This window comes from Streptomyces sp. NPDC052101 (genome assembly GCF_040680235.1).
Taxonomy (GTDB): Bacteria; Actinomycetota; Actinomycetes; order Streptomycetales; family Streptomycetaceae; genus Streptomyces.
The window spans coordinates 181285-203827 of record NZ_JBFAWH010000015.1; the positions used below are offsets into that span (position 1 = coordinate 181285).

At 71.3% G+C, this 22543-nt stretch carries 25 protein-coding genes and 1 pseudogene; 11 read left to right on the top strand and 15 right to left on the bottom strand.

The genetic code is table 11. From position 1 onward, the window contains the following. Positions 1–348 (top strand): annotated as a pseudogene (locus tag AB0L75_RS26295) (ATP-dependent helicase); the annotation flags it as partial. Between the two features lie 109 nt (positions 349–457). Then, entirely contained in the window at positions 458–1345 is an 888-nt protein-coding gene (locus tag AB0L75_RS26300; RefSeq protein WP_365185237.1) for an alpha/beta hydrolase, read from the top strand. A gap of 49 nt (positions 1346–1394) precedes the next feature. Here AB0L75_RS26300 and AB0L75_RS26305 read toward each other — a convergent pair whose 3' ends face one another. Next, a complete protein-coding gene (locus tag AB0L75_RS26305) occupies positions 1395–2300 on the bottom strand; it encodes an NYN domain-containing protein (protein WP_365185389.1) in 906 nt (301 codons plus the stop codon). Between the two features lie 183 nt (positions 2301–2483). Here AB0L75_RS26305 and AB0L75_RS26310 point away from each other — a divergent pair, with 183 nt between their 5' ends. After that, positions 2484–2660 carry a hypothetical protein gene (locus tag AB0L75_RS26310; RefSeq protein WP_365185401.1) on the top strand — a complete coding sequence of 59 codons (177 nt, stop codon included), beginning with the start codon at positions 2484–2486 and terminating at the stop codon, positions 2658–2660. 55 nt (positions 2661–2715) lie between these two features. Here AB0L75_RS26310 and AB0L75_RS26315 read toward each other — a convergent pair whose 3' ends face one another. The 4 genes from AB0L75_RS26315 to AB0L75_RS26330 all read right to left on the bottom strand — a co-directional run bounded on the left by AB0L75_RS26315 (position 2716) and on the right by AB0L75_RS26330 (position 5845). After that, positions 2716–3321: a MarC family protein gene (locus AB0L75_RS26315; RefSeq protein WP_365185238.1), complete on the bottom strand. Its 606-nt coding sequence runs from the start codon at positions 3319–3321 to the stop codon at positions 2716–2718. A 66-nt stretch (positions 3322–3387) separates the two neighbouring features. After that, positions 3388–4245, bottom strand: coding sequence for a PHP domain-containing protein (locus AB0L75_RS26320; RefSeq protein ID WP_365185241.1), 858 nt, complete (start codon positions 4243–4245; stop codon positions 3388–3390). Positions 4246–4419: 174 nt separating this feature from the next. After that, the gene (locus AB0L75_RS26325; protein ID WP_365185243.1) at positions 4420–5061 is read right to left on the bottom strand and encodes a DUF6758 family protein; all 642 of its coding nucleotides are present in this window, start codon (positions 5059–5061) and stop codon (positions 4420–4422) included. A 199-nt stretch (positions 5062–5260) separates the two neighbouring features. Continuing rightward, entirely contained in the window at positions 5261–5845 is a 585-nt protein-coding gene (locus AB0L75_RS26330; RefSeq protein WP_365185245.1) for a suppressor of fused domain protein, read from the bottom strand. 485 nt (positions 5846–6330) lie between these two features. Between AB0L75_RS26330 and AB0L75_RS26335 the strand changes: the two genes are divergently transcribed. Together AB0L75_RS26335 and AB0L75_RS26340 are read left to right on the top strand one after the other, a co-directional pair. After that, positions 6331–7461 (top strand): magnesium and cobalt transport protein CorA, encoded by a 1131-nt coding sequence (locus AB0L75_RS26335; RefSeq protein WP_365185248.1) that lies wholly within the window; start codon positions 6331–6333, stop codon positions 7459–7461. 24 nt (positions 7462–7485) lie between these two features. Further along, positions 7486–7998 carry a hypothetical protein gene (locus tag AB0L75_RS26340; protein WP_365185249.1) on the top strand — a complete coding sequence of 171 codons (513 nt, stop codon included), beginning with the start codon at positions 7486–7488 and terminating at the stop codon, positions 7996–7998. A 39-nt stretch (positions 7999–8037) separates the two neighbouring features. Here AB0L75_RS26340 and AB0L75_RS26345 read toward each other — a convergent pair whose 3' ends face one another. Beyond that, positions 8038–8793: a hypothetical protein gene (locus AB0L75_RS26345; RefSeq protein ID WP_365185252.1), complete on the bottom strand. Its 756-nt coding sequence runs from the start codon at positions 8791–8793 to the stop codon at positions 8038–8040. A gap of 238 nt (positions 8794–9031) precedes the next feature. Here AB0L75_RS26345 and AB0L75_RS26350 point away from each other — a divergent pair, with 238 nt between their 5' ends. The 3 genes from AB0L75_RS26350 to AB0L75_RS26360 are packed head-to-tail and all read left to right on the top strand — an operon-like array spanning position 9032 to position 12090. Then, positions 9032–10321, top strand: a complete 1290-nt coding sequence (locus AB0L75_RS26350; protein ID WP_365185254.1) for a CBS domain-containing protein — start codon at positions 9032–9034, stop codon at positions 10319–10321. Further along, entirely contained in the window at positions 10311–10913 is a 603-nt protein-coding gene (locus AB0L75_RS26355; protein ID WP_365185256.1) for a DUF1003 domain-containing protein, read from the top strand. Before AB0L75_RS26350 ends, AB0L75_RS26355 begins: the two co-directional genes overlap by 11 nt. Before the next feature lie 43 nt (positions 10914–10956). After that, complete coding sequence (locus AB0L75_RS26360) at positions 10957–12090, top strand: Mrp/NBP35 family ATP-binding protein (RefSeq protein WP_365185259.1); 1134 nt, start codon at positions 10957–10959, stop codon at positions 12088–12090. 87 nt (positions 12091–12177) lie between these two features. Here AB0L75_RS26360 and AB0L75_RS26365 read toward each other — a convergent pair whose 3' ends face one another. The 5 genes from AB0L75_RS26365 to sigE form a co-directional block, all read right to left on the bottom strand. Next, positions 12178–12843, bottom strand: coding sequence for a hypothetical protein (locus AB0L75_RS26365; protein ID WP_365185260.1), 666 nt, complete (start codon positions 12841–12843; stop codon positions 12178–12180). Positions 12844–13094: 251 nt separating this feature from the next. Next, positions 13095–13565, bottom strand: coding sequence for a sec-independent translocase (locus AB0L75_RS26370; protein WP_365185262.1), 471 nt, complete (start codon positions 13563–13565; stop codon positions 13095–13097). A gap of 124 nt (positions 13566–13689) precedes the next feature. After that, the gene (locus AB0L75_RS26375; protein WP_365185263.1) at positions 13690–15555 is read right to left on the bottom strand and encodes a trypsin-like peptidase domain-containing protein; all 1866 of its coding nucleotides are present in this window, start codon (positions 15553–15555) and stop codon (positions 13690–13692) included. Positions 15556–15689: 134 nt separating this feature from the next. Beyond that, on the bottom strand, positions 15690–16817 hold the full coding sequence (locus AB0L75_RS26380; RefSeq protein ID WP_365185266.1) for a zf-HC2 domain-containing protein: 1128 nt from the start codon (positions 16815–16817) through the stop codon (positions 15690–15692). After that, positions 16814–17524 carry an RNA polymerase sigma factor SigE gene (gene sigE / locus AB0L75_RS26385; protein ID WP_365185269.1) on the bottom strand — a complete coding sequence of 237 codons (711 nt, stop codon included), beginning with the start codon at positions 17522–17524 and terminating at the stop codon, positions 16814–16816. The genes AB0L75_RS26380 and sigE overlap by 4 nt, the downstream gene beginning before the upstream one ends. A gap of 243 nt (positions 17525–17767) precedes the next feature. On the opposite strand from sigE, the gene AB0L75_RS26390 reads away from it, so the two are divergent. Further along, a complete protein-coding gene (locus AB0L75_RS26390; RefSeq protein ID WP_365185392.1) occupies positions 17768–18466 on the top strand; it encodes an O-methyltransferase in 699 nt (232 codons plus the stop codon). An 86-nt stretch (positions 18467–18552) separates the two neighbouring features. Here the strand turns inward: AB0L75_RS26390 and AB0L75_RS26395 are convergent, their stop codons facing one another. Further along, on the bottom strand, positions 18553–18720 hold the full coding sequence (locus tag AB0L75_RS26395) for a DUF3117 domain-containing protein (protein ID WP_018544333.1): 168 nt from the start codon (positions 18718–18720) through the stop codon (positions 18553–18555). Positions 18721–19092: 372 nt separating this feature from the next. Here AB0L75_RS26395 and AB0L75_RS26400 point away from each other — a divergent pair, with 372 nt between their 5' ends. After that, positions 19093–19896: an enoyl-CoA hydratase-related protein gene (locus tag AB0L75_RS26400; RefSeq protein ID WP_365185271.1), complete on the top strand. Its 804-nt coding sequence runs from the start codon at positions 19093–19095 to the stop codon at positions 19894–19896. A gap of 8 nt (positions 19897–19904) precedes the next feature. On the opposite strand, the gene AB0L75_RS26405 is transcribed toward AB0L75_RS26400, so the two are convergent. Genes AB0L75_RS26405 through AB0L75_RS26415 form a run of 3 tightly spaced genes read right to left on the bottom strand, consistent with a single transcriptional unit; the run spans position 19905 to position 21495 of the window. Next, positions 19905–20546: a GNAT family N-acetyltransferase gene (locus AB0L75_RS26405; protein WP_365185395.1), complete on the bottom strand. Its 642-nt coding sequence runs from the start codon at positions 20544–20546 to the stop codon at positions 19905–19907. A 5-nt stretch (positions 20547–20551) separates the two neighbouring features. Continuing rightward, the gene (locus AB0L75_RS26410) at positions 20552–21142 is read right to left on the bottom strand and encodes a DNA-3-methyladenine glycosylase I (protein WP_365185274.1); all 591 of its coding nucleotides are present in this window, start codon (positions 21140–21142) and stop codon (positions 20552–20554) included. Beyond that, positions 21139–21495 carry a DivIVA domain-containing protein gene (locus AB0L75_RS26415; RefSeq protein ID WP_365185276.1) on the bottom strand — a complete coding sequence of 119 codons (357 nt, stop codon included), beginning with the start codon at positions 21493–21495 and terminating at the stop codon, positions 21139–21141. The genes AB0L75_RS26410 and AB0L75_RS26415 overlap by 4 nt, the downstream gene beginning before the upstream one ends. A 122-nt stretch (positions 21496–21617) precedes the next feature. Between AB0L75_RS26415 and folP the strand changes: the two genes are divergently transcribed. Beyond that, on the top strand, positions 21618–22478 hold the full coding sequence (folP, locus tag AB0L75_RS26420) for a dihydropteroate synthase (RefSeq protein WP_365185279.1): 861 nt from the start codon (positions 21618–21620) through the stop codon (positions 22476–22478). Positions 22479–22543: the final 65 nt, after the last annotated feature.

Here is a 22543-nt window from a genome sequence, read left to right on the forward strand (position 1 = left end):
GCCAAGCCCCGTCGTACCCGCAAGACCGCCGCCACCGCGCCGGAGCCGACCGAAGCCCCCGAGGCCGAAGCCAAGCCCCGCCGCACCCGCAAGACCGCAGCGACCGCCGAAGCCGCTGTGGCTCCGGAAGCCGAGGCCAAGCCCCGTCGCACCCGGAAGACGGCCGCCGCCGTCGCCGACGTGGACGGTGCCGCCGAGGCGCCCGCGCCCAAGGTCCGGCGGACTCGTAAGGCTGTCGCGGAGGCGGCCGGTGCGGAGATTCCGGCGCAGGCCACCGAGGAGCCGGAGGCCAAGCCGCGGCGCCGTACGCGCAAGGTCGCGGCGGCCGTCGAGGTCACCGAAGGCTGATCCGGCACCCGTCGACGACGGCCCGGCCCACTTCCTGTGGGCCGGGCCGTCGCACGTCCGGGGCACGGCCGCCGCACTGCCGTCGTTCTCCGCCCGATAGCCTCTCCCCATGAGCAGGCCCTCCACCTTCGTCCCGCCGCCCGGTTCCCGTGCGTACTCCCTGCGGACCGCGCGCGGTGAGTTCGCCGTCGTCGACGCTCCCGCGGCCGACGGGGTCGAGCCGCGTGGGGTCGCGCTGTTGCTGCCGGGGTTCACCGGGAGCAAGGAGGACTTCAATCCGTTGCATGTGCCGCTCGCGCGGCGCGGATACCGGACCGTGGCCGTCGACGGGCGCGGACAGTACGAGTCGGACGGGCCCAAGACCGACGAATCCGCCTATGCGCAGCAGGAGTTGGCGCGGGACGTGCTGGCACAGGCCGAGGCGCTCGGAGAGCCGGTGCATCTGCTGGGCCACTCCCTCGGCGGGCAGATCTCGCGCGCGGCCGTACTGCTCGATCACGCGCCCTTCCACTCGCTGACCCTCATGGCCTCCGGTCCCGCACAGATCTCGGAGTCCCAGCAGCAGCGCGTGAAGCTGCTGCGGGACGCGCTCGCGGTGATGAGCATGGCGGACGTGTGGGAGGCGATCCAGGCGATGGAGACGCCCGAGGAGACCGAGACGGCATCGCTCGACGGCGGTCTCGACGACCGGGACGACCTGCGGCGCCGCTGGCTGGGCACCAGGCCCGCCCAGCTCATCGCCACCGGACGCCAGTTGTGCACGGAGCCGGACCGCGTCGCGGAACTGGCCGCCGTACCGCTGCCGTTCCATATCCTGTCCGGCGCTCAGGACGACACCTGGCCGCTGCCCCTGCTGGACGACATGGCGGTACGGCTGAACGCCCGGCGGACGGTGATCGAGGACGCCGAGCACTCCCCCAACACCGACCAGCCCCTGGCCACCGCCCGGGCGATCGGCGACTTCTGGGACGCGGCCGGACCTCGCAAACGCCGCTAGCCGCTGGTACCGCCCCCTGAAGCTGGTACCGCCCCTGGAGCCGGTACCGCTAGTACTGCCCCTGAAGGTGGTCCCAGAAGCCGTCTCTGAGGGCTCGGCGGAGGTCCGCCTGGCCGCGCAGGGAGTACTGGAGCAGGCCCTCGGCCTCGACCAGCAGGTCCTGGTCGACGGAGCCGGGGAGGTAGGGGTGGCCGGGAAGGAGGTCGGCCAGGGACTCCCGGCCCCGGGCGGCCAGCCATTTCGCCGCGATCTGGGCGCCGACGAAGCGGACGTCCTCGCGGGTGGGGCGGGTGCCGGCGGTGGCCTCGTAGGCGGCGGCCGTGCGGCGGGAGACGTACGGCTTGAAGAACTCCAGATCGAGGGTGCGCTGGCTGTCGACCTCCCAGAGCAGCGGCTCGGCCTGGTTGCGGCCCTCGGGGGCCTCGATGCCCCACAGATGGACCCGGGCGCCGTACCCCTGGGCCGCCTCGACCGCCGAGACCAGGTCCTCGTCGCCGCCGAGGAGCGCCGCGTCGCTGATGGCGCGATGGCGGGCCAGCGACTCAAGATCCGTGCGGATCAGTGAATCGACGCCCTTCTGCTGGTTGTTGGCGTTGAGGTTGCCCAGGCGGACCTTGACGTCGGGCAGTTCGGCGATGGTCTGCTGCTCGGCGGTGTGGATGCGGCGGCGGGCGCCGTCGTACCAGTAGACGCGCAGCAGACGGCTGTCCGCGAAGACCGAGCGGGCCCGGTCGATGAGGGCCTCGATCAGGCCCTCGGCGTCGAGGTCGAAGGCCCGGCGGTCCTCGGTCCCGGCGACCAGCCGGCCGGCTGCCGCGTACAGATAGCCCGCGTCGACGAAGATCGCGTGGGTGGAGGGCGTCTTCGCCACCTCGGCGAGCATGCGTTCCAGCAGTTCGTTCGTGCGGTCGATGCGGGGGCCCAGGGCCGCCAGGTCGTCGTTCATCGCCTCCATTGTCCCGGTGGTCACGCTACGAACACAACCGGTCCCGGTCGGTCCGGCCCAGGGTTCTTACCGGTCGGTAATTAGTCGTTCGAAAAATTTCTTTAGCGTAGGGAATGTTTGTAACATGCAGCTCGTTGACTACTCACGAGACCGGAGACAGCTCCGGTCCGCCAAGTAGTTCTCCTCAGGAGGATGACCAGACGAAGGGAGAAGCCCTTGCGCTTCGAAATCATGCGACTCGACGAGGTCGACGGCACCGCCGTGGACAGCACCGTCGTGGACGCCGCCTCCGTCAACCGGATCGTTCAGCAGGCCGCCGCCATCGGACAGCGCCTGTGGATCCGCCCGGCCGAGACCAAGGCCTCGTAACGCTCACGCGTGCAGCGCCACTCAAGCTTTCCGGGGGAGCCGAGCCCAGAAGGGCTCAGCTCCCCCGGATCACCTGAGTGATCCCGTTGATGATCTGCTGCACGGCGATCGCGGAGAGCATCATGCCCGCGAGCCGTGTCACCAGTACGACGCCGCCGTCCTTGATGACCCGGATGATCAGCAGCGAGTAGCGCATCACCAGCCACAGCACGACATGGATCGCGAGGATCGCGGACCACACCGAGATCTGCGTGGCCACGGTGTCGGCCTTCTGAACGGCCAGGATCACGGACACGATCGCACCGGGCCCCGCCAGCAGCGGCATGCCCAGCGGCACGAGGGCGACGTTCACGTCCTTGGTCTGCTTCGGCTCGTCGGTCTTGCCGGTGAGCAGGTCCAGCGCGATCAGCAGGAGCAGCAGACCGCCCGAGATCATCAGCGCGGGGACGGAGACGTGCAGGTAGTCCAGGATCTGGTGGCCGAGGACACCGAACGTGGCGATGACCCCGCCCGCCACGCACACGGCCTGGAAGGCCATGCGCCTCTGCACCTTGGCCGGACGGCCGGCGGTGAGGGCGAGGAAGATCGGGGTGATCCCCGGGGGATCCATGATGACGAAGAGGGTCAGGAACAGGGAGCCGAAGACGGCGACATCGAACATGGTTGCGCAACAGGCCTTGCGGAAGAAGTGATACGGGCGTGAGGGGGCGGATCGGGCCGGTCGGCCTCAGGCTCCGCCGGTCCCCGGGACGGGAAACGCCCCGGTGGCCCGCCGCGTGATCTCCCCGTACACCTCGGGGTCGGTCGTGTACGCGCCGAGCGACACGGCCTTGCGGCTGCCGTGGTAGTCCGAGGAGCCCGTGACCAGCAGATCCAGGTCCTTGGCCAGGGTCCGCAGCCGGTCGCGCGCGTCGGCGTCGTGGTCCATGTGATCGACCTCTATGCCGTCGAGGCCGGCCTCGGCCAGCTCCGCGATCCGGGACTCCGGGACCGTACGACCGCGCTTGGCGGCAGCCGGGTGCGCGAACACACAGACCCCGCCCGCGTTCTTGACCAGCCGGATCGCCTCGAAGGGGTCGGTCTCGTGCTTCTCCACGTAGGCCCGGCCGCCGTCGGCCAGCCAGTCCTCGGTGAACGCGTCGCTCACGGTCGGTACGACGCCCAGCTCGACCAGCGCGGTCGCGACATGCGGGCGCCCCACGGAACCGCCGGCGGCGATCCGCTCGACCTGGTCCCAGGTGACCGGCACGCCCAGCGCGGCGAGCTTGGCGATCATGCCCTTGGCCCGCGGCACCCGGTCGTCCCGCACCAGCTCGCGCTCGGCGAGCAGGGCGGGCTCCTCGGGGTCGAAGAGGTAGGCCAGCAGGTGCATGGAGATGCCGTCGATGCGGCAGGACAGCTCGGCGCCGGTGACCAGGGTGAGCCCCGCGGGCAGCGCGGCGATCGCCTCGGCGTACCCACGGGTGGTGTCGTGATCGGTCAGCGCGACGACGTCCAGCCCGGCAGCGGCGGCATTGCGCACCAGCTCAGCCGGGGTGTCCGTACCGTCGGAAGCCGTGGAGTGACAGTGCAGGTCGATACGCACGCGAACTCCAGACGGTGACGGACGGAAGAGGACACCTAAGGATAGCGGGATTTTCAAGCACCACTGTCACACCCGAAACCACCCAGCGCCCCCTACTGCAACACCCTGAGAGGCGCGAGCAACCACGAAGCACCCGCACCCGCCGACGCACAGAACCCGGCACCCCAGTGGGCGCTACGGCCGAAGCAAGCGCGGCGACAACGCCCCGTACGGCACCAGTTCCAGCTCCGCGCCCGCGTCCCGCAGATCCGTCAGCACCAGCTCGTCGTACATGAGCAGGCCGGACTGCTCGGGCCACATCACCGCCCAGAGCCACATCCCGAGCGCCTCGCCGGCGAAGACGGCGCGGTCGTCGGGGGTGCGGTAGACATGCCAGAGCGGGGTCGGGCGGCCGGCGGCGAGAACCTTGGCCTCGGGCGGCTTCTCGATGTTCATGTACGACCCCGGGTCGGGGCCGTCGATGCCCGCGTACCGCGCGCCGAGGCCGACGCCGAGTTCCTCGGCGACCAGGATGAGTTCGCCGGGGCCGCCGAGCGGGCCGGGCCCCGAGCAGGCGACGGCGGTCGCACGGCCGCCGCTGCGGTCGTCGCCCGCATAGGCCACGCCGGTGAAGAGCCAGCCGACCGGCAGCGGCCAGGGCATCCACACCGGGACGTGGGTGCGGTGCACGACGGCACCGAGGGCTTCGACGCTGGGCGGGATCACGGGCTGCAGCGGATACACCGTGCCGTGCACATCGCACTGCCACGAATCGGCGAAGAGACCGGGAGCCCTGACCCGGCCACCACACCTCGGGCAACTGGGTTCGCCCCTCATAGGGCTCCACGGTCCTACCCCTGCCCGTCCACGTCAAGGACGATCACCCGACCGGTCAGCGACGATCACCCGGCCGGCCGGAAGAGCGGCACAACGCCACCGGCCCGCCTCTGTCAGCGCGACCGTCACCCCCCGATCGGCGGCGTCCGACGCCTTTGAAGCCAACTGGCCGGACCCGGCCAGGGTTTGGTGAGCTTGCTCACTCCAGCGGGACGGATCGGCGGACGGGGTCCCTCAGGTCCGTGCCGCCGGCGAGCCAGCGCTCCTGGAGGGCCTGGGCGCCGTGCACCCGCTTCCAGGCGGCCTCGTTCGGGGTCATCGGCAGCAACGGCAGGAACCGTACGGGCTCCATCGGGTCGTCCAGTTCCAGGTCCTCGACCAGGCCGCCGGGCTCGCCCACCAGGACCGAGGTGAAGGGGGCGCCGGGCCACAGCGGGTCGCCGACGTCCAGGGAGGCACCCGGAGTCACGATCAAGCCCTCCACCTGCGGGGACGCGGCCAGCACGGCGAGCGCGCGGAGCACCTTGTCGGTGTCGGCGAGTCCCCCGCGGACGGAGAGGACCAGCTCGGCGCGGGGGCCCTTGACCGGGTCGGCGAGCATCGCGGTGGGGTCGGTCATGGGGTGCGCGGACATGCCGAGGGTGGCGTACCGCAGGACGTCCCCCTCCTGGAACCGGAGCACCTCGATGGGGTCCGTGCCGAGGAAGGTGACGGCGGCGCGTGCGTCCGGTTCGCCCAGCGCGGTGGTCAACCGCGCCTCGACCAGAGGAAGAACATCAACCATGCGGCGAGCATAGAACTCGTCAGCAGCGGGCAAAGCCGCGCCTTGACAGTTCGGGCGGCTGCTACGCTGAGCCGGTGGTTCGGGACGACACGCATCAGCGTGGATGTCAAGTCCCGACACAGAGACTCCCTTACGAGGGACCGGCCGGAGGAGGTGGGGCTGTCATGGATCGAAGTCGACCGTGCAGTACCACTCGCTCTTCCGCCCGCTGATCCAGTCACTGGCTGTTTTCCGGCTTGCTGCCGCCTTCCCGCGCGTATCGCTCATCGGAAGAGCACTTCGTCTCGCTTTGCCTGATCCGTCTGATCGTTCGATCCGCCAGATCTGAATCAGTTCTGCATCAGTAGCGAAGTCGCCACCGCAACGGTGCGGTGCTCCCCGCTTTGTGGACGTGCCAAACATCCCGCAGTCAGGACGTCCCCATTCCGGGTAGTTCCACCCGTCGCCGGCGGTCTTTCGTTGCCCTGTCGCGAAGGAGCCTGCCCATGTCGATGATCCGCGACCTGCGCGCCGCGGTCCGTCCGTCCCGTGGCTCGCTGCGCAAGCCCGCGAGCGCGTCGAGCACGTCGTACGACACCACCCGTGACCCCGCCACGCCCTCGGCCGTCGTGGACTGCGCCGTCTACCGTGACGGCACCCGCGTCGCGAGCACCGGGCCGCTCAGCCCGCACGAGGCGATGCGGCTGGTGCGGCGTGACGGCGGCTTCGTATGGATCGGGCTGCACGAGCCGACGGAGGCCGAATTCGCCGGTATCGCGAGCGAGTTCGGGCTGCACCCGCTGGCCGTCGAGGACGCGGTGCAGGCCCACCAGCGGCCCAAGCTGGAGCGGTACGACGACTCGCTCTTCACCGTCTTCAAGACCATCCACTACGTCGAGCACGACCGGCTCACCGCCACCAGCGAGGTCGTCGAGACCGGCGAGGTCATGTGCTTCACCGGCCGGGACTTCTTCATCACCGTCCGGCACGGCGGCAAGGGCTCGCTCAGGGCGCTCAGGCACCGCCTCCAGGACGACCCGGAGCTGCTCGCCAAGGGCCCCTCGGCGGTGCTGCACGCGATCGCCGACCATGTCGTGGACGGCTACATCGCGGTCGCCGACGCGGTGCAGGACGACATCGACGACGTGGAGACCGAGGTCTTCTCGCCGGGCCGCAAGGGCGGGGTGTCCCGCGGTGTGGACTCGGCACAGATCTACCAACTCAAGCGCGAGGTGCTGGAGTTCAAGCGCGCGGTGGCTCCGCTGCTGCGCCCGATGCAGCTGCTGAGCGAGCGGCCGATGCGGCTGGTCGACCCGGACATCCAGAAGTACTTCCGCGACGTCGCCGACCACCTCGCCCGGGTCCAGGAGCAGGTGCTGGGCTTCGACGAACTCCTCAACTCCATCCTCCAGGCCAACCTCGCGCAGGCGTCCGTCGCGCAGAACGAGGACATGCGCAAGATCACCGCCTGGGCCGCGATCATCGCCGTACCGACGATGGTGACCGGTGTGTACGGCATGAACTTCGACAACATGCCGGAGCTGCACTGGAAGTACGGCTACCCGCTCGTCCTGAGCCTCACCATCGCCATGTGCGTGGGCATCCACCGGGTGCTCAAGCGCAACGGCTGGCTCTGAGCGGGCGCTGGATAGGCTGGACGCATGACAAGCGAGCTGCTCGACCGGGCCCTCATCGAGGAGGCCTCGAAGAAGTCCGGCCTCATCTGGGTCAGGGGCGCGGACAGCGCCACCCCGCGTGCGCTGTGGCATGTGTGGCACGAGGGCGCGGTGTGCCTGGTCGGCGACGGGCCCGGTGAGCAGCCGCTGGAGGGGCTGGTCGACGGGGGCTCGGCCGAGGTGACCGTGCGCAGCAAGGACAAGGGCGGCCGGCTGGTGACGTTCCCGGTGACCGTCACCGAGCTGCCGTCCGGTTCGGCCGAGTGGGAGGCGGCCGTGGCCGAACTGAAGGGCAAGCGCCTGAACGCGCCCGACGGCGAACAGATGCCGGCACGCTGGGCGCGCGAGTGCAGGGTGCTGCGCCTGGTTCCGGCCGGGTCCGTGGCGCCGCTGCCCGACGGCAGCTTGGCACAGGCACCGGTGCCGACTCCGGCGACCACGCGGCGGCCGATGCCCGCGGGGCTGCCGCGGCTGCTCGCCAAGCGGCGGAAGAAGTAGCCCCAGGAGGCCGTGGGTGCGGTGGACAGGCGCCGGTGCTTATGACGCCGGCAGTTGCCTGCCGTAGTCGACGGTCTCACCCTTCGCGGGTTCGGATACGGCGAAGTCCTTACCCCAGTCGGAAAAGCTGAGTGAGCCGGCTCCGCCGGCACGCACCAGGCGGAGGGGGTACGGCGTGCCCTGCAGGGAGACGTCCAGCGTGCCGCCGGAGCCCTTGTCACCGGAGATGCGGATGGTGCGGGTACTCGCGTCGTCGTGGTGGCCGTCCGTCGTCAGTGTCCCGTGCAGGGTGAGCAGCCCGTCGAGGAGAACGTTCTTGTCCGTGAAGCCGCTGAACCTCTTGTACGCGGGGTCGCCCTGCGGCACCTTCACGTACTTGCCGTTCAGCGTGTCGGCCGCGCCGGTGCCATCACCGCCGGCCTTGCCGCCGGCCTGGTTCCAGAAGTCGGCGTCGGCCTTCATGTACAGCTGCTCACCGACCCGCAGCAGCTTGAACGTCGCCCCCTTCGAGGTGACCGAGCCGGTCCCGCCGTCGGCCTTCAGGCGCATGTCCAGCTGGTACGTCCGGCCGCTGGTGACCACGGTCCCGGACAGCCGCAGCGCCGGTGCCCCCTGGGCTGCCGCCCGGGTCTTCGCCTGGATCGCGGCGGCGGGCAGCTTGCCGACGCCGTTCGTCCCCGCGTCCGGGTCCTCGCTGCCGCACCCGGTCAGCACCGCCGTCCCCGTCACGGCGAAGGCGCAGACCGCGGTCACCAGCGCGGCCCGCCGGGTACGGCCCTGGGGAATCGCAGTCACGGATGGGCTCGCCTTTCTGACGGTTCCTGAGCGGCGTACCGCAGCGTACCGGTGCTCCGGCCGCCCGGCGGAGTCAGTCCGTCCGGACTCCCCACCAGGGCGTATCCGACCGGCACGGGCTAGCCTGAAGCGCACCCGAGCGAACAAATCCGAGCAATTCATTGATCAATTCGCAAAGACACCGGAACACCCCAGCACAGGGCGATTCCCAGGCCATATCAGCAGAGGAAACAGAGCCATGGCAGCCGGCGCCCCCCGGATCTTCGTCTCGCACCTCGCCGGGGTCCCCGTCTTCGACCCGAACGGCGACCAAGTGGGCCGCGTGCGCGATCTGGTCGTGATGCTGCGCGTGGGCCGCAGGCCTCCGCGGCTGCTCGGACTGGTCGTCGAACTGATCACCCGGCGCCGTATCTTCCTGCCCATGACCCGGATCACCGGCGTCGAGTCCGGGCAGGTCATCACCACCGGCGTGATGAACGTCCGGCGTTTCGAGCAGCGGCCCACCGAGCGGCTGGTCTTCGGTGAGCTGCTGGACCGGCGCGTGACGCTGGTGGAGACCGGCGAGCAGGTCACCGTCCTCGACGTGTCCGTGCAGCAGCTGCCCGCACGCCGGGACTGGGAGGTCGACCGCGTCTTCGTCCGCAAGGGCAAGAAGGCGGGCGCCTTCAGGCGGGCCAAGGGCGAGACGCTGACCGCCGACTGGTCCGCCGTCACCGGCTTCTCGCTGGAGGAGCACGGGCAGGGCGCCGAGAGCCTGCTCGCCACCTTCGAGCAGCTGCGCCCCGCCGACCTCGCCAACGTCCTGCACCACCTCTCCGCCAAGCGGCGCGCCGAGGTCGCCGCCGCGCTCGACGACGACCGCCTGGCCGACGTACTCGAAGAACTCCCGGAGGACGACCAGATCGAGATCCTCGGCAAGCTGAAGGAGGAGCGCGCGGCGGACGTCCTGGAGGCCATGGACCCCGACGACGCGGCCGACCTGCTCTCCGAGCTGCCCGAGGACGACAAGGAGCGGCTGCTGAGCCTGATGCAGCCCGCCGACGCGGCCGACATGCGCCGCCTGATGTCGTACGAGGAGCACACGGCCGGCGGTCTGATGACGACCGAGCCGATCGTGCTGCGCCCGGACGCCACGGTCGCCGACGCGCTCGCCCGGGTCCGCAACCCCGACCTCTCCCCCGCACTCGCCGCCCAGGTCTACGTCTGCCGCCCGCCCGACGAGACCCCTACCGGCAAGTACCTGGGCACGGTCCACTTCCAGCGGCTGCTGCGCGACCCTCCGTACACCCTGGTCAGCTCGCTCGTGGACGAGGATCTGCAAACCCTGGCTCCGGACGCCACCCTGCCCGTGATCGCCGGGTTCTTCGCCACGTACGACATGGTGGCCGCGCCCGTGGTGGACGAGGCCGGGGCGCTGCTGGGAGCGGTGACCGTGGACGACGTACTGGACCACATGCTGCCCGACGACTGGCGGGAGACCGAGTTCCACCTGGACGAGGGAGAGGGGGCGGCCACGCATGGCTCCTGAGCGCGAGAGCACCCGCGAGCGCACTCCGGCGGGCGCCACGGCGGCCACCCGGCCCCGTACGCCCCGCCTCGACCAGCCGCGCCCGCCACGCCACCGGTTCCTGCCCGAATGGGACCCGGAGGCCTTCGGCCGGCTGTCGGAGAGGATCGCCAGGTTCCTGGGCACGGGGCGCTTCATCGTCTGGATGACCGTCGTCATCGTGCTCTGGGTGGTGTGGAACATCTCCGCGCCGGCGAGCCTGCGGTTCGACAACTACCCGTTCATCTTCCTGACCCTGGTGCTGTCCCTCCAGGCCTCCTACGCCGCCCCGCTGATCCTGCTCGCGCAGAACAGGCAGGACGACCGCGACCGGGTCAACCTGGAGCAGGACCGCAAGCAGAACGAGCGGTCCATCGCCGACACCGAGTACCTGACCCGGGAGATCGCCACGCTGCGCATGGGCCTCGGCGAGGTCGCCACCCGCGACTGGATCCGCTCCGAGCTGCAGGACCTGGTCAAGGAGCTGGAGGACAGACGGCGTCACGACGGGCATGTCGTATTCCCGGCAGAACGGTCAGAACGGTCGCCGGGACGTGACACAGACGACCGCTGAGAGGCATCCCGAAGGCCCCTGGGAGCGCCGTACCATCGTCCTTATGGCTACGGAAGACGCGGTGCGCGAGGCACTGGCGACGGTGAACGACCCCGAGATCAACCGACCCATCACCGAGTTGGGGATGGTCAAATCGGTGGAGATCGGGGAGGACGGCGCGGTCGCGGTCACCGTGTACCTCACGGTCTCCGGCTGCCCCATGCGCGACACCATCACCCAGCGCGTCACCGAAGCGGTCTCCCGGGTCGAGGGAGTCACCCGCGTCGACGTGACGCTGGACGTGATGAGCGACGAGCAGCGCAAGGAGCTGGCGGCGGCCCTGCGCGGCGGCCAGACCGAGCGCGAGGTCCCCTTCGCCAAGCCCGGCAGCCTCACCCGTGTCTACGCGGTCGCCTCCGGCAAGGGCGGCGTCGGCAAGTCCTCGGTGACGGTGAACCTGGCCGCCGCCATGGCCGCCGACGGCCTCAAGGTGGGCGTCGTCGACGCCGACATCTACGGCCACAGCGTGCCGCGCATGCTGGGCGCGGACGGCCGTCCCACCCAGGTCGAGAACATGATCATGCCGCCGTCCGCCAATGGCGTGAAGGTCATCTCCATCGGCATGTTCACCCCGGGCAACGCGCCGGTCGTCTGGCGCGGCCCGATGCTGCACCGCGCGCTCCAGCAGTTCCTCGCGGACGTGTACTGGGGCGACCTGGACGTCCTGCTGCTGGACCTCCCGCCCGGCACCGGCGACATCGCGATCTCCGTGGCCCAGCTGGTCCCGAACGCCGAGATCCTGGTCGTGACCACGCCGCAGCAGGCGGCGGCCGAGGTCGCCGAGCGCGCCGGCTCCATCGCCGTCCAGACCCACCAGAAGATCGTCGGCGTGGTCGAGAACATGTCCGGCCTGCCCTGCCCGCACTGCGACGAGATGGTCGACGTCTTCGGCACGGGCGGCGGCCAGCTGGTCGCCGACGGCCTCACCCGCACCACCGGCACGACGGTCCCGGTCCTCGGCAACATCCCCATCGACGTCCGCCTGCGCGAAGGCGGCGACGAGGGCAAGCCGGTCGTCCTGACCGACCCCGACTCCCCGGCGGGCAGCGCGCTGCGCGCGATCGCCGGCAAGCTGGGCGGCCGCCAGCGGGGCCTGTCGGGCCTGTCCCTGGGCATCACCCCGAAGAACAAGTTCTGAGGACTTTCAGCAAATCCTGAGAATGGGCCCTACGACGGACAGGGCCCTACGACGAAGGGGCGCCGAAACGAATCGGCGCCCCTTTCCTCATGCGTCGGCGGTAATGTCCTTCACCACCGCGAACCCAAGACCGTACGCGCTCATCCCCCGCCCATACGCCCCCAGGTGCACGCCCGCCTCAGTCGTACCGGCGAGCACCCACCCGAACTCCGACTCCCGGTAGTAGAACGAGCCCGCCGCCCCGTCCACCGGCAGGGAGAGCCTGGACCACTCCGACCCGTCGAGATCGTCGGCCAGAGCCCACGCGGTCTCCGTCTGCTGGTCCAGCCAGTCGTCCCGCAGGGTGTGGTCCATCTGCCCGGGCCAGGTGAACGACAGCAGGCCCACCCCGGCCAGCCACGCGGCCGAGGAGACCGAGGTGGCCTCCAGCAGCCCCGTACCGTCGGCGCTCCTGCGCGACGGATGCGCGGCGACGGTGACGACCACCGCGAACTTCTCCCGCGGCTCCCCGGAGGGGCCCACCTCGCCCCGTACGGAGGGCTCGTCGCCGTGCCCGATCGAACCGTGCTCCACGGCACCGTCGGCCGCCGTGCCGACCTGCATCAGCCAGCGCGGCCCGGTGAACGCCTCGTCGAGGCCGTACCACGGGAACGGCGCCTGCAGATATCCACCGACCGTACGCCGGCCGGAGGCGAACTGCTGTCCGCCCTCCGCTGCCGGCGTCTGCGCGCCCACAGAACTCGTCGTCTCCATCGGCCCGGACGCCTCCTCGCTCTCGTCGGACCGGGGCGGCCCGCCCCCCTTCGGGCGTACTCCTCCGGTCCGCACAACAACTCGGCAGCATATCCACACACCACTGAGAGCCGCAGGGCAGGCGCTGGAGGCGAGGGTCGTGCGAACAGCCTGATCAGGCCGTGTGCGACGGGTTCGTGCTATGAAAAGCGTCACGTGCGCGGCGTACGCCCGCGTGCGCGTGTCGGCGTAGCTCCGCGGCCGCCGTTACGTTACGTGGCGTCCGCGTCGAAGGGCGGCCGCTCGTCCTTGGCAAGCTCCTCGGTCTTCTTGGTCATGTCGATGCGCCCACCGGACGAGGAAGCCGAAGAGGACGAAGAGGACGAGTGGGACGCGGAAGAAGTGGACGACGCCTCGTCGTCCCGGCCGTTCACCGCATCCGTGACCTCGGCCATCTCCTTCTTCAGGTCGAACCCGTTACGGATCTCCTTCAGCCCAAGATCGTCGTTGTCCAGCTGCTTGCGGATGAACGTCTTGGGGTTGAGGTCCTCGAACTCGAAGTCCTTGAACTCCGGACCCAGTTCGCTACGGATGTCCTGCTTGGCGCTCTCCGAGAACTCGCGGATCTTCCGGATCGTGCGCGTCACGTCCTGGATGACCTTGGGGAGCTTGTCCGGGCCGAAGACGAGCACGGCGAGCACAATGATCGTCACCAGCTCCAGTGGCCCTATGTCATTGAACACCTGACGCTCCTTGCGATGTCCTCGGTCGCTCAACGGTACCCGGCGTTCCTGTCCGACCGGTACCGTCCCTAGGTGAGACTTCTGTCAGTTCTGTTCCGCCGCGGTCAGTTCTGTTCCGCCGCGGTCAGTTCTGTTCCGCCGCGCCCAGCCGGAGCGGGACCTGTCGGTCGGTGCCGTCGCGCCGGACCGTCAGCCGCAGCGAGTCGCCGGGCCGGTGGGCGCGGATCTTGACGATCAGTTCCTCGGCCGTGTGCACGGGCTGGCCGTCGACCTCGGTGATGACGTCTCCCGCCTTGAGTCCGGCCTGCTCACCGGGGCCGCCCCGGGTCACCGCGGGGCCGCCGCCCGCGCTCTTGCTGTCGATACGGGCGCCGTCGCCGGTGTACGCCATGTCGAGGGTGACGCCGATCACGGGGTGAGTCGCATGACCGTCGTTGATCAGTTCCTCGGCGACGCGCTTGGCCTGGTTCACGGGGATGGCGAAGCCCAGGCCTATGGAACCGGCCTGCCCGCTGGTCGAGTCGTCACCGCTGTCGGCGGAGCGGATGGCGGAGTTGATGCCGATCACCTGGGCCCGGGAGTCGAGCAGCGGACCGCCGGAGTTGCCCGGGTTGATGGGCGCGTCGGTCTGCAGCGCGTCGACGTACGACACATCGCTCCCGTCGCCCTTCTCCCCGCCGGCCGTGATGGGCCGCTCCTTGGCGCTGATGATGCCGGAGGTGACGGTGTTGGCGAGGTCGAAGGGGGCGCCGATGGCGACGACGGGGTCGCCGACCCTGACGTCGTCCGAGTTGCCGAGTGGCAGCGGGGTGAGCCCGTGCACGCCGTGGACCTGGACGACGGCGAGGTCGTAGCCGCTGTCCCGGCCGACCACCTTGGCCTTGACGGTGTCGCCGCTGCTGAAGGTCACCGTTATCGCGCCGTCCGATCCGGCGGGCGCGACGACGTGGTTGTTGGTGAGGATGTGCCCCTGGTCGTCGAGCACGAAGCCCGTGCCGGTGTCCTGCTGGTCGGTCCCGGTGACGTGCAGGGTGACGACACTGGGCAGCGCGCGGGCGGCTATCCCGGCCACGCTGTCCGGCGCCCGCCCCGCGGGCACATGGCCGGCCTGCGGCAGATGGACGTCGCCGCCCAGGCCCTGGCGCTCCACGTAGGCGCCGACGACCCCGCCGATACCCGCGGAGAAGAGCGCGACGACGAGGCTCCACACGATCGCGAGCCGTTTCGCCCGCCGTTTGCGCTGCTCGTCCGTCAGCACGGCGGCACCGGTCTGCAGCAGCGCGCCCGGCACCCCCACCTGCTCACTGGGCGAACCGCCGGCCCACGGGTCATAGCTCCGAGCCGGATCCCCGGCCGCCCCGACCGCTTCCGGGGAGCCCAGGGGGGCTGCGGGGGGCGCCATGGGAGTGCCGGGCGCGGGTGCGCCGGGTGGAGGGGTCGGCGGTCCGGGTACGGAGGTGTGCGGTCCGGGTGCGGGGGTCTGCGGTCCGGGTGCGGGCGCGGGAGACACCGGCGCGGGGGCGGGAGCCGGGGGCACCGGCGCCGGTATCGGTGTCGGCGCAGCCGTCGGGGCGGGCAGGGGTGCGCCCTGGGCGGGGGTGGCCGCCGCCGGGTGCTGTACGGGCGGTGCGGGCGCCCAGGGGCCCGGCTCTCCGTACGGCGGAGTGCCGTAGGGATCGGGGTCGTGCAACGGCTTGGGCCGCTCGGTGGGGGCCGCCCAGGCGGTCTCTCCGGGCTCGGGCGACACACCGGCCGCACCGCCCCCGTCGGCCTCGGCACCACCCGTCGGCCCCGACACCGGCTTGGCCAGCTCGAAGTCCCCGTCGGCCACGGCGTCGACATCGCCGGTCCCGGCACTCGCGGACCCGGTCGCCGGGCGTGCCAGCTCGAAGTCCGCCGACCCGGAATCCGTCGTCGGCGTCACCCCCGCCGTTCCCTCCGGGCCTTGCTCCGGACCTTCCTCCGGCGGGACACGGTTCCCCTCGTTCATGCTCTCCCCACGGCTGGCCGCGGCCGCGCGCTTCGGCGGCGGCCGCGGAATGTCGACTACGCCCCCGGGTCATCGCCGCGGGAACGGCCCTCACAGGATTCAACCAGGTTCGCGGGCCGTGGCGCAGTGGCCGGTCAGGGGGTCTGTGCGGACGTGGAAGGGGGCGGCGCGAGTGCGGTGGGCGTCGTGGGGGACGGGATGGTGGGGACGGGGGCGGACAGCAGGCCGGAGCTGGAGAGTCCGGCGACCGTGGACCAGGCGTTGAGGGGGTAGACCACGGTGTCGTCGAGCGGACGTATCAGCGGGGAGAAGGCGGCCGCACCGGCCATGACCGGCGCGGTCAGCCCATGCATGCCGTCGCCCAGGCTCTGCCCCATGACGGACAGCGGTCCGGGCACCAGCGGTGCGGACATCGAGGTGGGGACGGCCGGTGTCTGTCCGAACTGTCCCCCGCCCTGGGCGAGCAGCGGTCCCGCCATACGACGGCGCTGGCCGTCGGGCGTGACGGCGGTGCCCGTGCTCGTACCCGTGCTGGTGCCCGTGCCGGCGGAGCGCGCCGGGAGCACGTTGCTGCCGGTGCCGCTGCCGCCGCGGGCGTCCGCGGTGGTGTCGCCGGGGATGGCGGTGGTGACGCCGCCCAGGGCGACCGCGGCCAGCGACACGGCTCCGGCGGCGGCCACGGCGAACCGCAGCCCGCGCGAGGCGGAACGGCCGTCGTCCGGGCGGCCGACCGGATGGATACGGAAGCCGCGGTCGTCGGCGGCCGGGACCGCGTGCTGCGAGCCGCCGGGGAGAGGGCTGCCCACGGGGGCGGGGCCGTGCGGACGGGCCGGGACGTACCCGAACGTGAAACGCTCGCCGCGCCTCGCTCCGAAGACACCGAAGACGCCGAAGGCCCCGAGGACACCGGCGGCTCCGGAGGCTCCGGGCGGCGCGGCGGTCTCGTCGGGCTCGCCGCGTCCGAAGAGTCCGCCCCCGGGCGGCGACATGCCGTCGCCGTCCAGGTCGCCTCCTCCGGGCAGGCCCTGGAGCCGGGCCAGCAGGCTCGCCGAGGGCGGCGGCGGGGCCGCCTCCGCGAACACGTTCTTCAGTCGGCGCTGGGCGTCCGCCTCCGCCTTGCACCGGGCGCAGGTCGCCAGGTGCGCGAGGACCCGCTCACGCGACTCATGACCGAGTTCTCCGTCCACCAGGGCGGAGAGCCGGTCTCCCAGGTGCTGCTCTGCGAGGTGCGCCTCCGCAGGTTTCGACCGAGATCCACTCACGCGGTCGCGCCCCCTCCCCCCAGAGCGGGGACACGGGCCAGGAAGGAGCGCCGCTCGGCCGCGCGCGCTTCCGGGGACCGGTGCGCGAGGGCCTTGCGGAGCTGGGAGCGGCCGCGGTGGATACGGGAACGGACCGTGCCGAGCTTGACGCCGAGGGTCGCGGCGATCTCCTCGTACGACAGGCCCTCGATGTCGCACAGGACGACGGCGGCGCGGAACTCGGGCGCGAGGGTGTCCAGGGCCTGCTGGACGTCGGCGTCGAAGTGCGCGTCGTTGAAGAGCTGCTGCGGGGTGGGCTCGCGGCTGGCCAGGCGCTCGGCCGCGTCCTCGCCGAGGGCGTCGAAGCGGATGCGCTGCTTGCGCCGGACCATGTCCAGGAAGAGGTTGGTGGTGATGCGGTGCAGCCAGCCCTCGAAGGTGCCCGGCGAGTACGTCGACAGGGAGCGGAAGACACGGACGAAGACCTCCTGGGTGAGGTCCTCGGCGTCGTGCTGGTTGCCGGTCAGGCGGTAGGCGAGGCGGTAGACACGGGCGCTGTGGGTGCTGACGATCTCCTCCCATGTGGGCGGAGTCCACGCCTGCCCGTCCGCGTCGGTGGAGAAGGTCGCGGTCTGGGCCTCGCCTGCGGCGAGACCGGCGTGGTGGTCAGCAGCGGTGTCGGTCACGGATTTCGGCCTGCCCGCCGATCCGAGGAAGCGCCGCAGCACTCCACCCCGGTCCCCGGGCGCAGCCGCACCTCCCCTGTCGGCTCTGGTGGTGTCCAGTGGAGCCCCTACCATAGCCACCTCGCCCGTTAGCTCCGGATAAGCGGTTTTACGAGAATTTGATACACGCCGATATGGCTGATGCGGCTGATGCGGCTGCTTCAGCAGTTGCCCGGTGTCCTGATCCACCTCTTACCCCCCGTCGCGCATCCGGCCACCGTCTCAACCCTGTAAACGTCCAGTCCCATCTGCGGGTTCCCGACACCAACGGATACAGTCACGCCCAGGCATCCACGGGGACAGGAGAGGGCCATTACCGGCAACCGGCAGACGAGCTGGGCGTTCGCCGACGCCTTTGTCGCCGAGGACGAGGCGCTGCGCTGGGCCCGTGACCGGGCCCGCGATGCAGGGCTGCGCTCGGTGTCGCCGGGCACGGGCGCCGCGCTGCGACTGCTCGCCGCCTCCGCGGACGCGAAGGCCGTCGCGGAGATCGGCACCGGCTGCGGGGTGTCCGGAATCCATCTGCTGCACGGCATGCGCGCGGACGGGGTGCTCACCACGGTCGACCCGGAGCCGGAGCACCAGCAGTTCGCCCGGCAGGCCTTCCGTGCCTGCGGCTTCGCCAGCAACCGGGCCCGCTTCATCCCCGGCCGCGCCCTGGACGTCCTGCCCCGGCTCGCGGACGCCGGCTACGACCTCGTCTTCTGCGACGGCGACCGGCTGGAGTACCTGGACTACCTCGCTGAATCGTTGCGCCTGCTGCGGCCGGGCGGCCTGGTGGTCTTCGAGGGCGTCTTCGCGAACGGCCGCACGGTCGACTCGGGGCCGCAGCCGACAGAGGTGCTGCGGCTGCGGGAACTGCTGCGCGCGGTGCGCGAGAGCCAGGAGCTGGTGCCCTCGCTGCTGCCGGTGGGCGACGGCCTGCTGTGCGCCGTCAAACGGTGACCGGACCGCCGCGCGGCCCAGGAACGCGACTGCCCCAGCACCGCGTACGATGCCGGGGCAGCCGGAAGGTAAGGATGGCTGGGACGTCAGACGACGACCTTCTTGAGGGCGTCGCCGAGCGCCTCGGCCTCGTCAGGGGTCAGCTCGACGACGAGCCGACCGCCGCCTTCGAGCGGAACGCGCATGACGATGCCCCGCCCCTCCTTGGTCACCTCGAGCGGGCCATCGCCCGTCCGCGGCTTCATGGCCGCCATGCTCGTTCCCCTTCCTGAAACCAGCTCATCGTCTGCCGAGACCCCTCGGAGGGCATCCGCGGTTCCGGGACGGACACGCGACACCGGCATCGAACACATTGCTTCCCAGCCATTATCCCGCATCGCAGGACCCGATGACCAACATCAGTCGGCATCGCTTGGGCAACGCGCGCGAACAAAAACACCCAATTCGGGGATGTGGCTGCGATACTGCGCCGCCGCACAGTCATCCGCCGGCCGACTCCGCTCCGGTTTTCTTTGACGCAGGTCACACGTCCGGTTCGGCTCTTGGACGGCGATCTCCGCCATGCTGTCCTTCATACAGGGACGTACCGAGCGGTACGTCATCCGCGACACCGGAGGGGATGCGCCATGGCCGACACCGTGCTCTACGAGGTGAGCGACGGACTCGCGACGATCACGCTGAACCGCCCCGAGGCGATGAACGCGCTGAACATTGCGACCAAGGTCGCCCTCCGGGAGGCGGCGGAATCCGCGGCCGGGGACACGGCCGTACGGGCGATCCTGCTGACCGCCGCCGGGGACCGGGCGTTCTGCGTCGGCCAGGACCTCAAGGAGCACATCGGACTCCTCGCGTCGGACCGTGAGACCGGGGCCGGGCAGACGATGAGCACGGTCAAGGAGCACTACAACCCGATCGTGAAGGCACTGGCCGGGGCACCGAAGCCGGTGGTCGCGGCCGTGAACGGCGTCGCGGCCGGGGCCGGGTTCGGCTTCGCGCTCGCCGCGGACTACCGGCTGGTCGCCGACACGGCCGCGTTCAACACCTCCTTCGCGGGCGTGGCGTTGACCGCCGACTCCGGCATCTCCTGGACCCTGCCCCGGGTGATCGGCCCGAGCCGCGCGGCCGACCTGCTGCTCTTCCCGCGCAGCATCGGCGCCCAGGACGCGCTGGAGCTGGGCATCGCCAACCGGGTCGTACCCGCCGCCGAGCTGCGCGCCGAGGCCGAGAAGACGGCGCGGGCCCTGGCCGAGGGGCCGACGGTGGCGTACGCGGCGATCAAGGAGGCGGTGGCCTACGGCCTCACGCACTCCCTCGCCGAGACCCTGGAGAAGGAGGACGAGCTGCAGACCCGGGCCGGCCGGTCCGAGGACCACGCGATCGCCGTGCAGGCCTTCGTGAACAAGGAGAAGCCCAAGTACCTGGGCCGGTAGGACCGGCGTCAGGGGGCGATGAGGAGGGACTCCGCGCCTACCGGGCGGTATCCAGCCGCCTGGAAGGCACGCACGCTACGGGCGTTGCCGGCGGCCTGCTGCGACCAGACCCATTCCCCGGGGGGAACCAGGTGCCGGGCGGCCGTGGCGAGCGCGCGGCCCAGGCCCCGGTGGCGTACGTCCTCGTCCACCTCGATCGCCGTCTCCCAGCGGCCGGCCACGCCCCGGCCGAGCACGACGACCCCGCCCTCGGCCGCCCAGACGCGCACGTCGTCGCGGCGCCTGCGCGCGCTGTGCACGCGCGGATGGTCCGGATCGGTGAGTTCCCGCAGGTCCAGCAGGGGGTCGCCGGGCAGGGCGGCGGCCACGGTGAGCAGGTCGACGGTGTCGGTGGACCGGCCCGTGCGGGCCAGGAACGCGGCCAGGAAGCGGGGGTTCATCGCGGCCGCCAGCGCGTCACAGTCGAGGGACGCGAGCATGCCGCGCACCCAGTGCGGGTCCTCGTCCGTGAACACCACGGAGTGCGCGGTGAACGCGATCACTCCGGCGTCGCGGTGGCTCGGCTGCGGCACCACGGTCGTACCGCCGTCGGGCGGCGGGAAGCGGCCGTGGGCCGCCGCGTCCAGGATGTCGGCCAGTGCCCGGGACATGGCGGTCAGGAACCGCCGCTTCTCGCCACGCACGCCTCCAGATGGTCATCGACCAGGCCGCAGGCCTGCATCAGCGCGTACGCGGTCGTCGGTCCCACGAACCTGAGGCCGCGTTTCTTCAGCGCCTTGGACAGGGCCGTGGACTCCGGAGTCACGGCCGGGACGTCGGCGAGGGTCTTCGGGACCGGGCGGGTGGCCGGGTCGGGAGCGTGGGACCAGATCAGCTCGTCCAGCTCGCCCTCCGCCCAGTCGGCGAGCACGCGCGCGTTGGCGAGCGTGGCGTCCACCTTGGCGCGGTTGCGGATGATGCCCGGGTCGGCCAGCAGCCGCTCGCGGTCCTCGTCCGTGAACACGGCGACCTTCTCGATGCGGAAGCCGGCGAACGCGGCACGGAAGCCCTCGCGGCGGCGCAGGATCGTGATCCAGGACAGGCCCGACTGGAAGGCCTCCAGGCTGATCCGCTCGAAGAGGGCGTCGTCGCCGTGGACCGGGCGGCCCCACTCCTCGTCGTGGTACGACACATAGTCCTCGGTCGACAGCGCCCACGGGCAGCGCAGTGCGCCGTCGGGTCCGGCGAGGGCGGTTCCGTCGCTCATCGCTGGTCCTCCGGGTGATCCGGCTTCCCCAGGTGGACGTGTGCCGCCGCGGCTCTCGCACCGGCCAGCGCCGACTCCAGGTCCGCGATACGGGCGTCCCGCTCGGCCAGCTCGGCGCCGAGCCGGCCGAGGGCGTCGTCCACGTCCGCCATGCGGTAGCCGCGCGGGGTGACCGGGAAGCGCAGGCTCTCCACGTCCGCGCGGCCCACCGGGCGGTCGGCGGGCAGCGGGTCCTGCAGCCGCTCCGGCGCCACCTCGGGCAGCGGGCCGCTGCCGCCGCCGCCCACCACGGCGAGTGCCACCGCGGCGACCACGACGGCCAGCGCGACGACCAGGAACAAGAACATCACCATCGCCAGGGTCCCCAACGCTCTCTGCCGGTCGAATCTCTCAGTGTCCGATCGTGCCATGCGAGTACGACAGTTAGGGTCTCAGGCGGCCGTACTGCGGGACGCACTAGGAGAGGTCACAGCGGATGCTCAGGCTGGGCAAGCGGGAATTCGGGCCCCATGAGCCGGTGATCATGGCGATCGTGAACCGGACTCCGGACTCCTTCTACGACCAGGGGGCCACGTTCCGCGACGAGCCGGCGCTCGCGCGCGTGGAGCGGGCGGTGGCCGAAGGCGCCGCGATCATCGACATCGGCGGGGTGAAGGCCGGGCCGGGCGAGGAGGTCACGGCCGAGGAGGAGGCGCGGCGCACGGTCGGCTTCGTGGCGGAGGTACGGCGGCGCTTCCCGGACGTGATCATCAGCGTGGACACCTGGCGGGCCGAGGTCGGCGAGGCGGTGTGCGAGGCGGGGGCGGATCTGCTGAACGACGCGTGGGGCGGGGTGGACCCGGGGCTGGCGGTGGTCGCGGCGCGGTACAAGGTGGGGCTGGTGTGCACGCACGCGGGCGGTGCGCAGCCGCGGACGCGTCCGCACCGGGTGACGTACGACGACGTCATGGCCGACATCCTCGGGGTGACCCTGGGTCTGGCCGAGCGGGCGGTGTCGCTCGGGGTGCCGCGGGAGTCCGTGCTGATCGATCCCGGGCACGACTTCGGCAAGAACACACGGCACAGTCTGGAGGCGACGCGGCGGCTGGACGAGATGGTCGCGACGGGGTGGCCGGTGCTGGTGTCGTTGTCCAACAAGGACTTCGTGGGCGAGACGCTGGACCGGCCGGTGAAGGAACGTTTGATCGGTACGTTGGCGACGACTGCGGTGTCGGCGTGGCTCGGGGCGCAGGTGTACCGGGTGCATGAGGTGGCCGAGACGCGCCAGGTACTGGACATGGTCGCGACGATCGCGGGGCACCGGCTCCCCGCGGTGGCCCGCCGAGGCCTGGCCTGACCCCAGGGGGCTCCGCCCCCGGCCCCCGCCCTCCCAGCCGGCCGACGCGGATCGGCGGGTGTGGC

What these genes read in the sequence shown, in the direction of transcription:
- AB0L75_RS26300 (WP_365185237.1), top strand. Translation starts at nt 458, where the DNA reads ATGAGCAGGCCCTCCACCTTCGTCCCGCCGCCCGGTTCCCGTGCGTAC.
- AB0L75_RS26305 (WP_365185389.1), bottom strand. Translation starts at nt 2,300, where the DNA reads ATGGAGGCGATGAACGACGACCTGGCGGCCCTGGGCCCCCGCATCGAC.
- AB0L75_RS26310 (WP_365185401.1), top strand. Translation starts at nt 2,484, where the DNA reads ATGACCAGACGAAGGGAGAAGCCCTTGCGCTTCGAAATCATGCGACTC.
- AB0L75_RS26315 (WP_365185238.1), bottom strand. Translation starts at nt 3,321, where the DNA reads ATGTTCGATGTCGCCGTCTTCGGCTCCCTGTTCCTGACCCTCTTCGTC.
- AB0L75_RS26325 (WP_365185243.1), bottom strand. Translation starts at nt 5,061, where the DNA reads ATGAGGGGCGAACCCAGTTGCCCGAGGTGTGGTGGCCGGGTCAGGGCT.
- AB0L75_RS26330 (WP_365185245.1), bottom strand. Translation starts at nt 5,845, where the DNA reads ATGGTTGATGTTCTTCCTCTGGTCGAGGCGCGGTTGACCACCGCGCTG.
- AB0L75_RS26335 (WP_365185248.1), top strand. Translation starts at nt 6,331, where the DNA reads ATGTCGATGATCCGCGACCTGCGCGCCGCGGTCCGTCCGTCCCGTGGC.
- AB0L75_RS26340 (WP_365185249.1), top strand. Translation starts at nt 7,486, where the DNA reads ATGACAAGCGAGCTGCTCGACCGGGCCCTCATCGAGGAGGCCTCGAAG.
- AB0L75_RS26350 (WP_365185254.1), top strand. Translation starts at nt 9,032, where the DNA reads ATGGCAGCCGGCGCCCCCCGGATCTTCGTCTCGCACCTCGCCGGGGTC.
- AB0L75_RS26355 (WP_365185256.1), top strand. Translation starts at nt 10,311, where the DNA reads ATGGCTCCTGAGCGCGAGAGCACCCGCGAGCGCACTCCGGCGGGCGCC.
- AB0L75_RS26360 (WP_365185259.1), top strand. Translation starts at nt 10,957, where the DNA reads ATGGCTACGGAAGACGCGGTGCGCGAGGCACTGGCGACGGTGAACGAC.
- AB0L75_RS26365 (WP_365185260.1), bottom strand. Translation starts at nt 12,843, where the DNA reads ATGGAGACGACGAGTTCTGTGGGCGCGCAGACGCCGGCAGCGGAGGGC.
- AB0L75_RS26375 (WP_365185263.1), bottom strand. Translation starts at nt 15,555, where the DNA reads ATGAACGAGGGGAACCGTGTCCCGCCGGAGGAAGGTCCGGAGCAAGGC.
- AB0L75_RS26395 (WP_018544333.1), bottom strand. Translation starts at nt 18,720, where the DNA reads ATGGCGGCCATGAAGCCGCGGACGGGCGATGGCCCGCTCGAGGTGACC.
- AB0L75_RS26400 (WP_365185271.1), top strand. Translation starts at nt 19,093, where the DNA reads ATGGCCGACACCGTGCTCTACGAGGTGAGCGACGGACTCGCGACGATC.
- AB0L75_RS26405 (WP_365185395.1), bottom strand. Translation starts at nt 20,546, where the DNA reads ATGTCCCGGGCACTGGCCGACATCCTGGACGCGGCGGCCCACGGCCGC.
- AB0L75_RS26410 (WP_365185274.1), bottom strand. Translation starts at nt 21,142, where the DNA reads ATGAGCGACGGAACCGCCCTCGCCGGACCCGACGGCGCACTGCGCTGC.
- AB0L75_RS26415 (WP_365185276.1), bottom strand. Translation starts at nt 21,495, where the DNA reads ATGGTGATGTTCTTGTTCCTGGTCGTCGCGCTGGCCGTCGTGGTCGCC.
- folP (WP_365185279.1), top strand. Translation starts at nt 21,618, where the DNA reads ATGCTCAGGCTGGGCAAGCGGGAATTCGGGCCCCATGAGCCGGTGATC.